Source organism: Aureimonas mangrovi, assembly GCF_014058705.1.
Taxonomy (GTDB): Bacteria; Pseudomonadota; Alphaproteobacteria; order Rhizobiales; family Rhizobiaceae; genus Aureimonas; species Aureimonas mangrovi.
In genome coordinates this window covers 2,621,181-2,636,396 of sequence record NZ_CP059692.1, presented here as the reverse complement: position 1 = coordinate 2,636,396, position 15,216 = coordinate 2,621,181, and the positions used below count along the sequence as shown (strand labels likewise).

The window sequence follows — 15,216 nt, the reverse complement described above, 5'->3', positions numbered from 1 at the left end:
CCGCTTCCGGCATGCGCTCCGTCACTCCATGATGTCTCTGATTTTGGGGCGGTGCGATGCGAGGATCAACCCTGCAACGAAGCTCCCGTGGCGAAACGGGCCTTCAGGAGACATTCGTCATACTCGCCGTCGGCGGTGGAATCGAACACCACGCCGCCGCCGACATCGAAGCGCGCCTCGCCGTTGCCGAAGAGCGATAGCGTGCGGATCGCGACGTTGAAGGCCATCCGGTGACCCGGCGCCATCCAGCCGACGGCCCCGCAATAGACGTCGCGCGGGGCTCCTTCGAGTTCGCGCAGGATCTCCATCGCCCGGATCTTCGGCGCCCCGGTGATCGAGCCGCACGGAAAGAGCGCGGCGAGGATTTCGCTGAAATCGACACCCGGCGCGAGCTTCGCCCGCACATGGCTGACGAGTTGGTGCACCGTCGAGAAGCTCTCGACGCGGAAGAGCTCGGGAACGTCGAGCGAGCCCGTCTCGGTGACGCGCGAGATGTCGTTGCGCAGGAGATCGACGATCATCAGATTCTCGGCGCGGTTCTTGGCGTCGTTCGCCAAAAAATGCCGGGCCGCGTCGTCTTCCTCGCGCGTGCGCCCGCGCGGCACCGTCCCCTTCATCGGGCGCGCCTCGATCATCCCCTCGCGGGAGACCTCGAAGAACAGCTCCGGCGAGCGCGAGAGCACCACCGGTCCGGTGAGTTCGATCAGCGCGGAGTGCCGCACGCTCTGGCGACGCGCCAGATCGTCGAAGAGCGCCAGCGGGTCGCCCTGCCAGCGGGCGTCGATCGGGAAGGTGAGGTTCGCCTGATAGCAGTCGCCCGCGCGCAGATGCGCGTGCAGCCGCTCGAAGCGCCGCGCGTAGTCCGTGCGCGACCAGCGCGGCCGGGACGCTTCGATCCGTGGCTCTTCGTTGGAGGAGGGGCGGAATGGCCGGCGGGCGCGTGGATCATCCGGCCCGTCGAAGACGCCGAAGCAAAGAAGCGGCGCGCGGCGCCCGGCCGGCAGGAGCGGGGCAAGTTTGGGCTCCAGGAGATAGCCGGCCTCGTAGGAGACGTAGCCGGCCAGCCACCGCCCGGCGCCACGCGCCTCCTCGACTGCGTCGAGCGCCGAAGCGAACTCGCCCGCCTCTTGCGCGACGATGAGCGCGGAGGGCTCGCGGAACAGAAGCTCCTCGCCGGAGAAGTCGTCGCGAAAGAGGGCGAAGCCGCGATGATCCTGCGTCATCGCGCCTCTGCCGCCTATTCGGCCGCCATCGCGGCGTCGTGCTCCTCGGTGAGCTCCAGCCATTCACCCTCGGCCTTCGTCAGGGTCTTGTCGGCGTCGGCCTTCTGCTTGGCGAGCTGCGCGGCTCTGGCCGGCTCCCTTGTATAGAGCGCCGGGTCGGCGAGCTGCGCGTCGAGGTCGCCGATCGTCTTCTGGAGCCGCGAGATCTGGATTTCCAGAGTCGAGATCTTCTTCTTCAGGGGCTTCAACGCCTCGCGGCGCTCGGCCGCCTGCCGCCGCTGGTCCACCTTGGAGACCTGCTGCACAGGCAGTTCGTAGGTCGTGCCCTGGTTGCCGGCACCGGCGCGCGCCCCCGAGAGGATCAGCTTCTTGTAGTCGTCGAGATCGCCGTCATAGCGGGAGACCGTGCCGTCGCCGACGATCCAGAGACGGTCCATCGTCGCCTCGACCATGTGCCGGTCGTGGCTGATGAGGATGACGGCGCCGGGATAGTCGTTCAGCGCGTGGACGAGGCTTTCGCGCGCCTCGATGTCGAGGTGGTTGGTCGGCTCGTCGAGGATCAGGAGGTTCGGCGCCTCGATCGTGGCGAGGCCCATCAGCAGCCGCGCCTTCTCACCACCGGAAAGGTCGTCGGCCTTGGTGTCCATCTTGGCGGTGGCGAGGCCCATGCGCGCGACCTTGGCGCGCACCTTGGCCTCCGGCGCGTCGGGCATGAAGCGGCGTACGTGCTGGACGGCGGTCTCGTCGGGGCGCAGATCGTCGATCTGGTGCTGGGCGAACATCGCGATCTTCAGCCCCGGCGCGCGGGTGATCGAGCCGGCCTGCTCCTTCAGCCGTTCGGCAAGGAGCTTTGCGAAGGTGGACTTGCCGTTGCCGTTGGCGCCGAGCAACGCGATGCGGTCGTCGGCGTCGATGCGAAGGTCGAGGCCGCGCAGGATCGATCGTCCGGCCTCGTAGCCGACGGCGACGTTCTCCATGCGGATGATCGGCGAGGCGAGGATCTTGTCCGGCTCGGGGAAGGTGAACGGGATCACCGTCTCCTCGATGACGGCCGTCAGCGGCTTCATCTTCTCCAGCGCCTTGAGGCGCGACTGCGCCTGCCGGGCCTTGGAGGCCTTGGCGCGGAAGCGCTCGACGAAGGCCTCCATGTGCTTGCGGGCCGCGTCCTGCTTGACGATGGCCTTCTGCAGCAGTTCCATCTTCTCGGCGCGCTGGCGCTCGAAGCTGTCGTAGTCGCCGCGATAGAAGACGAGCTTCTTCTGGTCGAGATGGACGATGGCGTTGACCGCGTTGTTCAACACGTCGCGGTCGTGGCTGATCAGGAGCACGGTGTACGGGTAGCGCTGGACGAAGTTCTCGAGCCAGAGCGTGCCCTCGAGGTCGAGATAGTTGGTCGGCTCGTCGAGCAGCAGGAGATCGGGCCGGGAGAAGAGGACGGCGGCGAGCGCGACGCGCATGCGCCAGCCGCCCGAGAACGAGCCGACGGGCCGCGCCTGCGCCTGCGCGTCGAAACCGAGGCCGTCGAGGATCGAGGCGGCGCGCGCCTCGGCCGAATGGCTCTCGATATCGGCAAGGCGCATGTGAATGTCGGCGATGCGCGCGGGATCGCTCGCCGTCTCGGCCTCGGCGAGAAGGCGCACGCGCTCCTCGTCGGCGGCCAGGACGACCTCGAGAAGAGACTGGTCGGTGCCCGGCGCCTCCTGCGCCACCTGGCCGACGCGCGTGTTCTTCGGGTAGGAGACCGAGCCGCTTTCTGTCGCGAGCTCGCCGGTGATCGCGCGGAACAGCGTCGACTTGCCGGCGCCGTTGCGGCCCACGAGCCCGGCCTTCGTGCCCGCGGGAATCGACAGGCTCGCATGGTCGATGAGAAGACGGCCGGCGACGCGCGCCGAGAGATCGGTGATCTGAAGCATGGGCGGCTTTTCGCACGGCGCGCGAGCGTGGGGAAGGGTCGTTGAACGCGGCTCTCGCGATGTGTATATTCGGTGCGGAACATACACATCGAGGCCGCCATGCGCACCAATATCGAGATCGACGACGAACTGATGCGTTCCGCGATGGAGGCGACGGGCCTCAAGACCAAGCGCGAGACGGTAGAGGAAGGGCTGCGGGCGCTCGTCAGTTGGAAGCAGAGTCAGCAGCGCATGCGGGCACTCCGTGGCAAGATCGAATGGAACGACGATCTCGACGCCATGCGGCGCGACAAGCCTGAAGAGTAGATGGTCCTGATCGACAGCTCGGCCTGGATCGCCTTCTGGCGCCCGGTCGATACACCGCTCGGGCGCGCCGTCGATCGCGTCCTCGATCGCTCTGTCGCAATCGTCGGCGATCTCGTTCTGGCCGAGGTGCTACAGGGCCTGCGCCCGTCCGAAGTGGAACTGGTGACGGACGTCATGTCCGGGTTCAACTTCGAGCCACTGGGAGGACGTGAGATCGCCGTCAAGGCCGCAGCCAACTACCGCCTCATGCGCCAGCGCGGCATCACCGTCCGCGGTACGATCGACGTGATCATCGCCACCTGGTGCATCGAGAACGGCGTGCCGATCCTCCACAACGACCGCGACATGGCGGCGATGGAGGAGCATCTCGGTCTCGTCGCCTACGCCTGAGCGTCGCGAGGTCGTCTTAAGTCGTGGTACAGGGGACCGGAAGCAGGAGACGCGCGAATGACCATTCTGTTCTACGATCTCGTGGGCTCTGACGCGGGCCGGCCCTTCTCGCCGCATTGCTGGAAGACGCGCATGGCGCTCGCCCACAAGGGCCTGCCGTTCGAGAGCGTGCCGACGCCCTTCACAGGCGTGAAGACGATGGAGGGCGGAACGGACCGGACGATCCCGGTGATCCGCGACGGCGACACCGTGGTGCAGGACAGCTTCGCCATTGCCGAATATCTGGAGGCGACCTATCCCGACCGGCCGACGCTTTTCGCCGGGGAGGGTGGCCGCGCGGCGGCCCGTTTCGTCGAGGCCTGGTCGTTCAAGACGCTGCATCCGCTGGTGACGCAGATCGCGCTGATGGACATCTTCGACATGCTCGACGAGCCCGATCGTGCCCACTTCCGGCGCACGCGCGAGCAGCGCTTCGGCCGCAGGCTGGAGGAGGTGCCCTGCGGCGCTGCGCCCGAGCGCATCGCTGCCTTGAACGCCGCGCTGGAGCCGCTGCGCACCATGCTCGGCCACCAGCCCTTCATCGGCGGCTCCTCGCCGCTCTTTGCCGACTACATCGTCTTCGGCGCGCTTCAATGGTTGCGCGTCTCCTCTCCCGCGAACGTGCTGGCGCCTGACGATCTTGTGACCGACTGGTTCACCCGCTGCCTCGACCTCCACGAGGGCGCCGGGCGAAAGGTCGAGCCGGCAAAAGCGGCCTGACCTTGCCGTGAGGGGAGGTCGCGGCTATAGAGCCGCCACTTTCCAAGCCCTTGAACAAGGACAGACACCGCATGGCGATCGAACGCACCTTCTCGATGATCAAGCCCGACGCGACCAATCGCAACCTGACCGGCGCGATCACCAAGATGCTGGAGGATGCGGGCCTGCGCGTCGTGGCATCCAAGCGCGTCTTCATGAGCGCGCGCGAGGCCGAGGGCTTCTACGCGGTCCACAAGGAGCGCCCGTTCTTCGGCGAACTCGTCGAGACGATGACCTCCGGCCCGACCGTCGTGCAGGTTCTGGAGGGCGAGAACGCCATCCTGAAGAACCGCGAGATCATGGGTGCGACCAACCCGGCGAACGCCGACGAGGGCACGATCCGCAAGACGCACGCGCTGTCGATCGGCGAGAACTCGGTGCACGGCTCGGACGCGCCCGAGACGGCCAAGATCGAGATCGCCTACTGGTTCTCCGAGACCGAAATCGTCGGCTGAAGAAGCCCCTTCGGCGACATGGAAGCGCCGGCCCTCGTGGCCGGCGTTTTCGTTTTCAGAGCCGGTGCCAGCGGTCGGCGGCCGCTTCGTCCGTGTCCCTGGCCGAGACCCATGAACCGGTCGTGCCGTCCTCGAGATGTTCGCGCTTCCAGAAGGGCGCACGCGTCTTCATGAAATCCATGATGAAGCTGGCGCCATCGAAGGCGGCCTGGCGGTGGCGCGAGGCGCAGGCGACGAAGACGATCTCCTCGCCCGGGGCGATCATGCCGAAGCGATGGACGGCGCGCACGCGCATCAGCTCCCAGCGCTCGGCAGCCTGTTGGCACACTGCCTCGATCTCGCGCTCCGCCATTCCTGGATAGTGCTCGATCTCGAGCGCCGAGAGCCGTCCGTCCTCGTCGCGGCAATGGCCCGCGAAGGCCACGACCGCCCCGGCCTTGCCGTCGGCGCCCATAGCCTCGGTCTCGGCGCCGACGGCGATGCGCTCGGCCTGAACTCCGACCTCGATCAACGCCTCAGCCCCCCGTCATCGGCGGGAAGATCGCGATCTCTCGCGCATGGCCGATCGGGTCGGAATGGTCGCAATGCTCCTGATCGAGCGCCACGCGCACGATCTCGGGCGCCTGCAGGGCGGCATCGTAGCCCGGTCCGCGACCCTTCAGCCAGTGCAGGAGATCGGCCACGGTGACAATCCCCGCGGGCAGCACGACCTCCTCTTCGTTCATGCCGATCCGCTCGCGGATCCAGGCGAAATAGACGAGTTTCATCGCAGATGGGCTCCTTTCGCCCATCTTTTCCAGATGGGCATCGCGGCGTCAGACGTCGATATGGCGCAGACCCGCGCGGAAGTAATCGTAGCCCGTGTAGAGCGTGATGATCGCCGAGACCCAGAGCAGGAAGATGCCCGTCTCCGAGATGTAGGGCACGAGCCTGTCCCCCGCCGGGCCGGCAAGGAGAAAGGCGATCGCCACCATCTGCGTGCCGGTTTTCCACTTGGCGAGCCGTGTGACGGGGACGGAGACCTTGAGCTCGGCCAGATATTCGCGCAGGCCCGAGACGAGGATCTCCCGGCACAGGATCACGATGGCGGCCCAGATCGTCCATCCGGCGATGGTCCCGTCGGCTGCCAGGAGGAGAAGTGCGGCCGCGACCAGGAGTTTGTCGGCGATCGGGTCTAGCATCCGGCCGATCGTCGACGTCTGCTGCCAGATACGGGCAAGATAGCCGTCAAGCCAGTCCGTGAGGCTGGCGGCCACGAAAAGGCCGAGCGCCCACCACCGCGCCGTGTCCGAGCCATGGAGCCGTCCTTCGATGAAGAAGCACAGGACCACCAGCGGCACGGCGACGATCCGCGCGTAGGTGAGGATGTTGGGGAGGCTCAGCGCCTTGGATGCCATGAAATTCGCGTCCGCTTGTGTCGGGCCGGGCCCGCCTCTTTTCCCCGCGACATCCTGCTGCGTCAACAGGCTGCCATGCGGCTTCGATCAAGTTTCATCCGCGCTCGTGGAAATGGTCGTAGATGGACTTCGCCATCGCCTCCGAGATGCCGTCGACCTTTAGAAGATCACCGAGCGCGGCGCGCGAGACGGATTTCGCCGTGCCGAAATGGTGCAGGAGCGCGCGCTTGCGCGAGGGGCCGATACCGGCGATCTCATCGAGCGGATTCTTGACGAGTTCCTTCTTGCGGCGCGCGCGATGGGAGCCGATGGCGAAGCGGTGCGCCTCGTCGCGAAGACGCTGAACGAAGTAGAGCACCGGGTCGCGCGGCGGCAGCGAGAAGGGCTCCCGCCCGTCGACGATGAAGCGCTCGCGTCCCGCGTCGCGGTCGACGCCCTTGGCGACGCCGATCGTCGTCACCTTGTCGGCGATGCCGAGTTGGTCGAGGATTTCGCGCACCGCCGAGATCTGGCCCTTGCCGCCGTCGATCAGCACGAGGTCGGGCCAGGCCGGCATCTCGCCGGCCTCGTCCTCGCTCTCAAGTGCGGCCGACGCAGGGGTGGGGCCGTCCTCGTGCTCCTTCAGAAGACGCGAGAACCGGCGCGTCATCACCTCGCGCATCATGCCGAAATCGTCGCCGGGCGTGATGGTCGTGTCGCGGATGTTGAACTTGCGATACTGCCCCTTGGCGAAGCCTTCGGGGCCGGCGACGATCATCGCGCCCACCGCGTTCGTGCCCATGATGTGGGAGTTGTCGTAGACCTCGATACGTCGTGGCGGATGGGCGAGCCCGAATGTTTCGCGAAGCCCGTCCAGTAGCCGCGCCTGCGAGGAGGATTCGGCCAGCCGCCGGCCGAGCGCCTCGCGCGCGTTGGCGCCGGCATGGTCGACGAGGTCCTTCTTCTCGCCGCGCGCCGGCACCTGAAGGCGCACCTTGCGCCCCGCCTTCACGGACAGCGCCTCGGCGAGGAGTTCCTCATCCTCCATCGCGATCGGCAGGAGGAGGAGGCGGGCGGGCGGCTTGTCGTCGTAGAACTGGGCGATGAAGGCGGCCAGCACCTCCTGTGGCTCGATCGACGGATCGGCCTTCGGAAAGTAGGCGCGGTTGCCCCAGTTCTGGCCGGTGCGGAAGAAGAAGACCTGGATGCAGGTCAGCCCGCCCTCCTGATGGATGGCGAAGACATCGGCCTCCTCCACGCTCTGCGGGTTGATGCCCTGATGGCTCTGGATGTGCGACAGGGCCGATAGGCGGTCGCGATAGATGGCGGCGCGCTCGAAATCGAGGTCGGCCGAGGCCTCCTGCATCGCGGTCGAAAGGCCCTTCGTCACCTCGCGCGAGCGCCCGGAGAGGAAGGCCTTCGCCTCGCCGACGAGCGCGCCGTAATCCTCCAGCGAGATTTCGCGTGTGCAGGGCGCCGAGCAGCGCTTGATCTGGTAGAGGAGGCAAGGTCGGGTGCGCGTGGCGTAGACGCTGTCCGTACACGTGCGGATGAGGAAGGCGCGTTGCAGGGCATTGACCGTCCGCCCCACCGACCCCGCCGAGGCGAATGGGCCGAAATAGGCGCCTTTCCGCGAGCGCGCGCCGCGGTGCTTCATGATCGCCGGTGCTTTGTGATCCTCGGCGACGAGGATGTAGGGGAAGGATTTGTCGTCGCGCAGCAGCACGTTGAAGCGCGGCCGCAGGCGCTTGATGAGGTTCGCCTCGAGCAGCAGCGCCTCGGTCTCGGTGCGTGTCGAGACGAACTCCATGTGCCGCGTCGCGCGGATCATGCGCGCGATGCGGTTGGTGTGGCCGCCGTGGCGCGCATAGGAGGAGACGCGCTTCTTCAGCGAGCGCGCCTTGCCGACATAGAGAACGTCGCCGGCCTCGTCGAACATGCGGTAGACGCCTGGCCCGTTCGGCAAGCGCTTGACGAGCGAGGCGATGAGTTCGGCGCCCGACGATGCGCCCTCGGGCAGATGGCCGCCGTCGTTCCAGTCGATCGCCGCGATGCGCGGATCGAGCGGGGCGGGCGTCTCCTCGGCCGTCTCGTCCTCGTCGAAGGCTTCCTCCGCCCCGAAATCCTCGTCGATCTTGCTCATCTTGGTCCATGCATGGGGCATTGCGGGCAGGGGCGCGTGCGGCGCGGTCAATCCTGCCGCTCCTATATGTCGGTTCGCGGGCGCGATTTCACCCTTGCGAGGCGTGTTCCTTGCGCGAGGCTCCGGCCAAGTTCGATTCCCGACCAGTGTCACTTCCCTGCCATTGGCAGCGTCGCGCGCTCGCGCTTATATCGGGGAAGACGGCCCCGGTCACGGAGCCGTACCCCTGAGGGGCAGGCGGAACGTCCGGCTTGATCCGGCCGTTCATCCGCCTTGCGGATGTTGTCAGGGACCGCGGCGTTCAGTGCGGTCTGGTCGGAGTGGTTGCGGGTGATGCGTATCGTGCGCGCATTCAGTGTGGCAGGCGCCCTTGCGGCGATGACGGTCGGCGCGTCTGCGGCGGACGTTGTGATCGTGGACACACCTCCTTTGGCTTCGGCCGAATTCCCTTCGGTCTACACTTGGTCCGGCCCGTATGCGGGCGGCTTCGTGGGCTACAACTTCGCCGATTTCGATCAGGCGGGCGGCGCGAGCTTCGACGGTGAGGGGCTCGTTGGCGGCGTTTACGCCGGCTACAATCTCCAGACCGAGCAGTTCGTCTACGGCATCGAAGGCGACATCGGCGCCTCGGATCTTTCAGCCGGCGGCTTCAACGTCGCGACGGGCACGCCGATCGGCGCCGATTCGACGGCCTTCGGTTCGCTGCGCGCACGAGTCGGCATCGCCTACGATCCGATCCTCCTCTTCGCCACGGGCGGCCTTGCGGTGGCCGGCAACGAGCTTTCGCTCGGTGGGGCGCAGGATTCCAACACCCATTTCGGCTACACGGTGGGTGCGGGCGTCGAGGCGGCGGTGACGGACAACATCACCTCGCGCGTCGAGTACAGGTACTCGGACTTCGAGTCCGAAGACTACAATCTCGGCAACGTCACGATCTCGTCGGGCTACGACGAGCACTCGATCCGCGCGGGCCTCGCGCTCAAGTTCTGATTTCCCGAGAGCCCCGATCGTCTCGGGTCGCGGCCGCGCCCGCGAGGGTGCGCGCCGCTTCGCCCTTCGCGGTCGCTCAGCCGCGCGGGCCGATCTGAGCGTAGGCCGGGAAGCGCGTCGGGAACTCGGCGAACCACGCCTTGAGCGCGGGGCGCCCCTCGTCCCACTGGCCCTTGAAGCGCAGGTCCATCCAGCCGAGCAGGCCCGCGATCGCGAAATGGCCGATGTCGAGCGCTTCCGGCAGCCTGGCCACCTCGGCCTCCAGCGCATCGAGGCCGCGCTCGGCTTTCGCCCACTGCCGGTCGGTCCAGCCGGAAAAGCGCTTCTCCTCCGGGCGGAAGCGCGCCTCGTAGACGACGAGGATGGCCGCATCGACAATGCCGTCCGCCAGCGCCTCGACGCGCTTGGCGCGCAGCCATTCGGCGTCGCCCTGCGGGATCAGGAGATTGCCGCTCATCCGGTCGAGATATTCGCAGATGACACGGCTGTCGTAGATGCCGGTGCCGTCCTCAAGCACCAGCGTCGGGATTTTGCCGAGCGGGTTGGCCGAAAGGAAATCCGCCGCCGGCTCTCCCGTGTCCGTCGCCACGTCCTCGACGGCGATGTCGCAATGAGCGGCCGCGAGCCGGACCTTGGCGGAATAGGGGGAGGCAGGCGAACAGAGGAGGCGCATCGGTGTCCCTTCATGAAAACGGCCGGGTAGGGGCCCGGCCGTTGGAGGTGTTCGAAGATCAGAAGCGGCGCAGCGATTCGCAGTTGGCGCCGTAGACCTTCCACTTGTCGAAGCCGAGGAAGCAGCCTTCCGCCCGCCAGCCCATGGAGGCGTAGCCCATCGGGTATTCGATCACGTAGTAGACGGTGGTCAGCGGGTTCCCGTCCTTGATGTCGACGCCGGCGATAGCGGCCTCGCCCTGGCAGTAGCGGCGCTCGATCTGGCGGTCTCCGCCGACCGGGAAATAGGCGCGCTCGAAGAGATTGGAGAATTGCGCGACTTCGAGCGGCGCAGGGATGACGCGCGGCGCGCCATATTCGAACTGGTCCTCGATCTGGGCGAGAACGCGCGGGTCCTCGCAGGCCGGCACCGGCGCTTCCTGCATCACCATCGGCTCCGTCTCGACGACGACGGTCCGATAATCGGCGGCGCCGGCCGAAAGCGGCGCGGCGACGGCAAGACAAAGCGCGGCGAGCGCGGCGATCCGGTTCTTCGGCATGACCCCTCCTGTCGGGCGCATTCGGCGACCCGCACTGTATCGCATCACCGCCGCTCCGCCGCCAGCGCAATGATGCCACAATGGGCACCGGGGCGCACGGCGAGAACCGGCGTGAGCGCGTCCATGATCGCCCGCGCTTCCTCGGCGAAGATATAGGGCGGGTTGACGACGGCCAGCCCCGATCCGACGAGCTTCTCGTCCGGGCCGAAGGGCTCGCGGAAGAACTCGGCCGTGACGATGTCGGGAATGCCGCTTTGGGCAAGCAGCCGATGCAGCTTCTCGCGCTCGCTCGCGCGCTTGATCGGGTACCACAGCGCGTAGATGCCGCCCCCCCAGCGCGCATGGGCCTTGGCCACCCCCTCGACGATCCGCTCGGTCTCGCCCGCCTGTTCGAAGGGCGGATCGACGAGCACCAGCCCGCGCCGCTCCTTCGGCGGCAGATGCGCGCCCATCGCCAGCCACCCGTCGAGGTGGATCGCCTTCACCTGAACGTCGCCGGCAAACTCCGCCGCCAGGGCCTGAGCATCCTCCGGATGCAGCTCATAGGCCGAAAGCCGGTCCTGCCGGCGCATCAGGCGGCGTGCGAGAAGCGGCGAGCCGGGATAGGCGAGCGTGCCGGTCTCCTCGCGCAGCGCGCGCACGATCTCGCAGTAGTCGGCCAGAAGCGGATGGCCTGCGGCGGGCGAAGCGAGGAGCGCGGAGATGCCGGCTTCGTGCTCGCCGGTGCGGCGCGCCTCGTCGGCCAGAAGGTCGTAGCGCCCGCGCCCGGCGTGGGTGTCGAAGACGCGGAAGGGCTTCTCCTTGCGCTTCAGATAATCGACGAGCCGCGCCAGGAGCGCATGCTTGTGGACGTCGGCGAAATTGCCGGCATGGAAGGCGTGGCGGTAATTCAACGCGGGCCTGCTGTGTATTGAACGGATCGTTCACCAGAACGGCACCTTCGGGCGCCCTTGCGGCCTCCATATGCGACGGCGTTGCCGCCGACGCAAAGCCGCAGTGGCACCGACGGCAGATTGCAGCGAAAGGATATGGAATGGTCGACCACAAGCTGTTCGAGCCCTTCGATCTCGGACCGATCCGCCTCTCCAACCGCTTCGTGATGGCGCCGCTGACGCGATCGCGCGCGACGAGCGAGGGTGACGTCGGCGACCTGCAGGTCGAGTATTACCGTCAACGCGCGGGCGCGGGGCTCATCGTCAGCGAGGCCACGAACATCACCGTCGAAGGGCGGGGATATGCCTTCACTCCTGGCATCTACACCGACGAGCACGTCGCCGGCTGGAAGCGCGTGACGGACGCGGTCCACGCGGAGGGCGGCAAGATCTTCCTGCAGCTCTGGCATGTCGGGCGCATCTCCCATCCCGATCTGCAGGAGGGCGGACAACTCCCCGTCGCGCCATCCGCCGTCAAGCCCGAAGGGCAGGCGTTCACCGAGGATGGCTTCAAGCCTCACGTCACGCCGCGCGCGCTGGAGGCGAGCGAACTGCCCCGCCTGATCGCCGATTACGTCAGGGCGACACGCAACGCGCGGGCGGCAGGCTTCGACGGCGTCGAGGTTCACTCCGCGAACGGCTACCTGCTCGACCAGTTCCTGCGCGACGGCGCCAACAAGCGCGACGACGAATATGGCGGTTCGATCGAGAACCGCATGCGCTTCCCGCTCCAGGTCGTCGATGCGGTCGTCGATGCCTGGGATGCCGAGCATGTCGGCATCCGGATTTCCCCGGTGACGGCCGCCAACGACCTCGCCGACACCGATCCGCAGCCGCTCTTCGAGCGTTACGTCGAGGCCCTGTCGCAGCGGCGCCTTGCCTATCTGCACGTGATCGAAGGTCAGACGGGCGGCCCACGCGACAACATCGCCTTCGACTACGACGCCCTGCGGGCCCGCTTCGACGGCGTCTACATGGGCAACAACGGCTACGACGCCGATCTAGCCGGCGAACGACTGGAGGCCGGGAAGCTCGATCTCGTCTGCATCGGCCGTCCCTTCATCGCCAATCCCGATCTCGTCACGCGCCTGAAGGTCGGCGCGCCGTTGAACGAGGGCGACAAGGACACGTTCTATGCCGGCGGGGCAGAGGGCTATGTCGATTATCCGGCGCTCACGCCGGAAGATCTGGCGCGCTACGCGGAAGCTGCCTGACGTTCGATGACGGCCCGCGAGCCTGCTCTTGGCGGGGCGGCGGGCCGTTGATCGCTGACATGAGCGAAATGAATTTCGGCCGGGCGGCGAAGGCAGCTATAAGTGCCGGAATGAACAAGCCGCTCGATCACAGGACGGGCTTCACGGCCTGCCCGCACGACTGCCCCTCCACCTGCGCGCTGGAGGTCGACATCCTCGACGCGCGCACGATCGGCAGGGTGCGCGGGGCAGGCGACAACAGCTACACGGCCGGCGTCATCTGCGCCAAGGTCGCACGCTACGCCGAGCGCATCCACAGCCCCGATCGTCTGATGACGCCGATGCGGCGCACCGGCGCCAAGGGCTCGGGCTCGTGGGGCGAGATCGGCTGGGACGACGCGCTCGACATGATCGCGGAAGCCTTCGTCAAGGCCGAGGCCGCGCACGGCTCGCAAGCCGTCTGGCCCTACTACTACGCCGGCACGATGGGCCTCGTTCAGCGAGACGGCATCAACCGCCTGCGCCACGCCAAGCGTTATTCCAACACGTTCGATTCAATCTGCACCAACACGGCGTGGACGGGGTTCGTGGCGGGCACCGGCAAGCTGATGGGCGTCGATCCGCGCGAGATGGCGCTGGCCGACTGCGTCGTCATCTGGGGCACCAACGCGGTGGCGACGCAGGTCAACGTGATGACCCACGCCATCCGCGCCCGCAAGGAGCGCGGCGCGAAGATCGTCGTGGTCGACATCTACGACAACGCCACGATGAAGCAGGCAGACATGGCGCTGAAGCTGCGGCCCGGCACGGACGCCGCGCTCGCCTGTGCCGTCATGCACGTCGCCTTCCGCGACGGGACGGCGGACCGCGCCTATCTGGCGAAATACACCGACGATCCGGCCGGGCTGGAGGCGCATCTGGCCTCGCGCACGCCGCAATGGGCTGCGGCCATCACCGGTCTTTCGGTCGAGGAGATCGAGGCGTTCGCGGCACTTGTGGGCGCGACGCCGCGCACCTTCTTCCGCCTCGGCTACGGCTTCACCCGCCAGCGAAACGGCTCGGTCGCCATGCATGCGGCGCTCTGCGTGCCCACGGTCTTCGGCCATTGGCAGCGCGAGGGCGGCGGCGCCTTCCACAACAACGGCGCGATCTGGAAGCTGGACAAGCGCGTGATCGAGGGTCACGAATTCGCCGATCCCGCCGTGCGCCATCTCGACCAGTCGAAGATCGGCCGCGTGCTGACGGGCGACGCGGAAGCGCTCTACGGTGGCCCGCCCGTGACGGCGATGCTCGTGCAGAACACCAATCCGATGAACGTCGCGCCCGAGCAGCGGCTGGTGCGGCAGGGTTTCGCGCGCGAGGATCTGTTCGTCGCCGTCCACGAGCAGTTCATGACGGACACGGCGAAGATGGCCGATCTGGTTCTGCCGGCGACGATGTTCCTGGAACACGATGACATCTACCGCGCCGGCGGGCAGAGCCACATCCTGTTCGGCCCCAAGCTCGTCGATGGGCCCGAGACCGTGCGTTCCAACCATTTCGTCGTCGAGGAACTGGCAAGGCGCCTCGGCGTCGCGGACCGGTCGGGCTTCGGCATGAGCGAGCGCGAGCATGTGGACACGCTGTTGACGATCAGTGGACATGGCGATCTCGAGCGGCTCGAGACGGAGCGCTGGATCGACGTGCAGCCATCCTTCGAAGAGGCGCATTTCCTTGGCGGCTTCCACAACGAGAGCGGCCGCTTCCGCCTCGCGCCCGACTGGATCGGCATGAACGGGCCGAACCGCCCGCCCGCCTCGATGGGCCTGCAGGGCCCTGTGGATGGGTTGCCGCGCTTTCCCGACCATGTCGAGCTGATCGAGCCGGTGGACGAGGCGCATCCCTTCAAGCTGGCGACCTCGCCGGCGCGCCAGTTCCTCAACTCCAGCTTCTCGGAGACGAAGGGATCGGCGAGCCGCGAGGGGCGGCCGGAACTGATGGTCCATCCGGACGACGCGGATCGGCTGGGCCTAGAGGACGGCCAGACTGTCCTCGTCGGCAATCGCCGCGGCGAGGTCGAGATGCCGGCGAAGGTCACGCCTGCGGCCAAGCCGGGTGTCGTCATCCATGAAGGGCTGTGGCCGAACGCGGCGTTCGTGCGCGGCGAGGGGATCAACACGCTCGTCGGCGCCGATTCGGTCGCGCCCTTCGGGGGTGTCGGCTTCCACGATACGGCGGTGTGGGTAAGGCCCGCCTGACGGCCTCCTCGCTGCCGCGATCGGTCTATTGCCTCTTGGGAAGGCGCTG

16 protein-coding genes are annotated in these 15,216 nt (G+C 67.3%); 7 read left to right on the top strand and 9 right to left on the bottom strand.

Features of this window, described 5'->3' with window-relative positions:
• Nucleotides 1–65 precede the first annotated feature (65 nt).
• Together H1343_RS12715 and H1343_RS12710 are read right to left on the bottom strand one after the other, a co-directional pair.
• Entirely contained in the window at nucleotides 66–1,223 is a 1,158-nt protein-coding gene (locus H1343_RS12715) for an aminodeoxychorismate synthase component I (RefSeq protein WP_185983248.1), read from the bottom strand.
• A gap of 14 nt (nucleotides 1,224–1,237) precedes the next feature.
• Entirely contained in the window at nucleotides 1,238–3,136 is a 1,899-nt protein-coding gene (locus H1343_RS12710; RefSeq protein ID WP_185983247.1) for an ABC-F family ATP-binding cassette domain-containing protein, read from the bottom strand.
• A gap of 99 nt (nucleotides 3,137–3,235) precedes the next feature.
• Between H1343_RS12710 and H1343_RS12705 the strand changes: the two genes are divergently transcribed.
• The 4 genes from H1343_RS12705 to ndk all read left to right on the top strand — a co-directional run bounded on the left by H1343_RS12705 (nucleotide 3,236) and on the right by ndk (nucleotide 5,085).
• The gene (locus H1343_RS12705) at nucleotides 3,236–3,442 is read left to right on the top strand and encodes a type II toxin-antitoxin system VapB family antitoxin (protein ID WP_185983246.1); all 207 of its coding nucleotides are present in this window, start codon (nucleotides 3,236–3,238) and stop codon (nucleotides 3,440–3,442) included.
• On the top strand, nucleotides 3,443–3,832 hold the full coding sequence (vapC, locus tag H1343_RS12700; RefSeq protein WP_185983245.1) for a type II toxin-antitoxin system VapC family toxin: 390 nt from the start codon (nucleotides 3,443–3,445) through the stop codon (nucleotides 3,830–3,832).
• A 57-nt stretch (nucleotides 3,833–3,889) separates the two neighbouring features.
• Nucleotides 3,890–4,591, top strand: coding sequence for a glutathione S-transferase family protein (locus tag H1343_RS12695; protein WP_185983244.1), 702 nt, complete (start codon nucleotides 3,890–3,892; stop codon nucleotides 4,589–4,591).
• 71 nt (nucleotides 4,592–4,662) lie between these two features.
• Entirely contained in the window at nucleotides 4,663–5,085 is a 423-nt protein-coding gene (ndk, locus tag H1343_RS12690) for a nucleoside-diphosphate kinase (protein ID WP_185983243.1), read from the top strand.
• Between the two features lie 55 nt (nucleotides 5,086–5,140).
• Here the strand turns inward: ndk and H1343_RS12685 are convergent, their stop codons facing one another.
• From H1343_RS12685 to uvrC, 4 genes are all read right to left on the bottom strand, one after another.
• Nucleotides 5,141–5,539 carry a molybdenum cofactor biosynthesis protein MoaE gene (locus H1343_RS12685; protein WP_185985647.1) on the bottom strand — a complete coding sequence of 133 codons (399 nt, stop codon included), beginning with the start codon at nucleotides 5,537–5,539 and terminating at the stop codon, nucleotides 5,141–5,143.
• A 61-nt stretch (nucleotides 5,540–5,600) separates the two neighbouring features.
• A complete protein-coding gene (moaD, locus tag H1343_RS12680) occupies nucleotides 5,601–5,852 on the bottom strand; it encodes a molybdopterin converting factor subunit 1 (RefSeq protein WP_185983242.1) in 252 nt (83 codons plus the stop codon).
• Nucleotides 5,853–5,900: 48 nt separating this feature from the next.
• Nucleotides 5,901–6,482, bottom strand: a complete 582-nt coding sequence (gene pgsA, locus H1343_RS12675; RefSeq protein WP_185983241.1) for a CDP-diacylglycerol--glycerol-3-phosphate 3-phosphatidyltransferase — start codon at nucleotides 6,480–6,482, stop codon at nucleotides 5,901–5,903.
• Nucleotides 6,483–6,576: 94 nt separating this feature from the next.
• Nucleotides 6,577–8,604, bottom strand: a complete 2,028-nt coding sequence (uvrC, locus tag H1343_RS12670; protein WP_246333039.1) for an excinuclease ABC subunit UvrC — start codon at nucleotides 8,602–8,604, stop codon at nucleotides 6,577–6,579.
• A 333-nt stretch (nucleotides 8,605–8,937) separates the two neighbouring features.
• On the opposite strand from uvrC, the gene H1343_RS12665 reads away from it, so the two are divergent.
• Nucleotides 8,938–9,594, top strand: coding sequence for an outer membrane protein (locus H1343_RS12665; RefSeq protein WP_185983240.1), 657 nt, complete (start codon nucleotides 8,938–8,940; stop codon nucleotides 9,592–9,594).
• Nucleotides 9,595–9,670: 76 nt separating this feature from the next.
• On the opposite strand, the gene H1343_RS12660 is transcribed toward H1343_RS12665, so the two are convergent.
• From H1343_RS12660 to H1343_RS12650, 3 genes are read right to left on the bottom strand one after another with little or no spacing between them, the layout of a single operon-like run.
• Entirely contained in the window at nucleotides 9,671–10,267 is a 597-nt protein-coding gene (locus H1343_RS12660) for a glutathione S-transferase family protein (RefSeq protein ID WP_185983239.1), read from the bottom strand.
• Between the two features lie 58 nt (nucleotides 10,268–10,325).
• Nucleotides 10,326–10,805 (bottom strand): hypothetical protein, encoded by a 480-nt coding sequence (locus H1343_RS12655; RefSeq protein ID WP_185983238.1) that lies wholly within the window; start codon nucleotides 10,803–10,805, stop codon nucleotides 10,326–10,328.
• 44 nt (nucleotides 10,806–10,849) lie between these two features.
• Nucleotides 10,850–11,698, bottom strand: coding sequence for a 23S rRNA (adenine(2030)-N(6))-methyltransferase RlmJ (locus H1343_RS12650; protein WP_185983237.1), 849 nt, complete (start codon nucleotides 11,696–11,698; stop codon nucleotides 10,850–10,852).
• A gap of 140 nt (nucleotides 11,699–11,838) precedes the next feature.
• On the opposite strand from H1343_RS12650, the gene H1343_RS12645 reads away from it, so the two are divergent.
• Nucleotides 11,839–12,951, top strand: coding sequence for an alkene reductase (locus tag H1343_RS12645; protein WP_185983236.1), 1,113 nt, complete (start codon nucleotides 11,839–11,841; stop codon nucleotides 12,949–12,951).
• A 110-nt stretch (nucleotides 12,952–13,061) separates the two neighbouring features.
• Nucleotides 13,062–15,167 (top strand): molybdopterin-containing oxidoreductase family protein, encoded by a 2,106-nt coding sequence (locus tag H1343_RS12640; protein WP_185985645.1) that lies wholly within the window; start codon nucleotides 13,062–13,064, stop codon nucleotides 15,165–15,167.
• Nucleotides 15,168–15,216 lie beyond the last annotated feature (49 nt).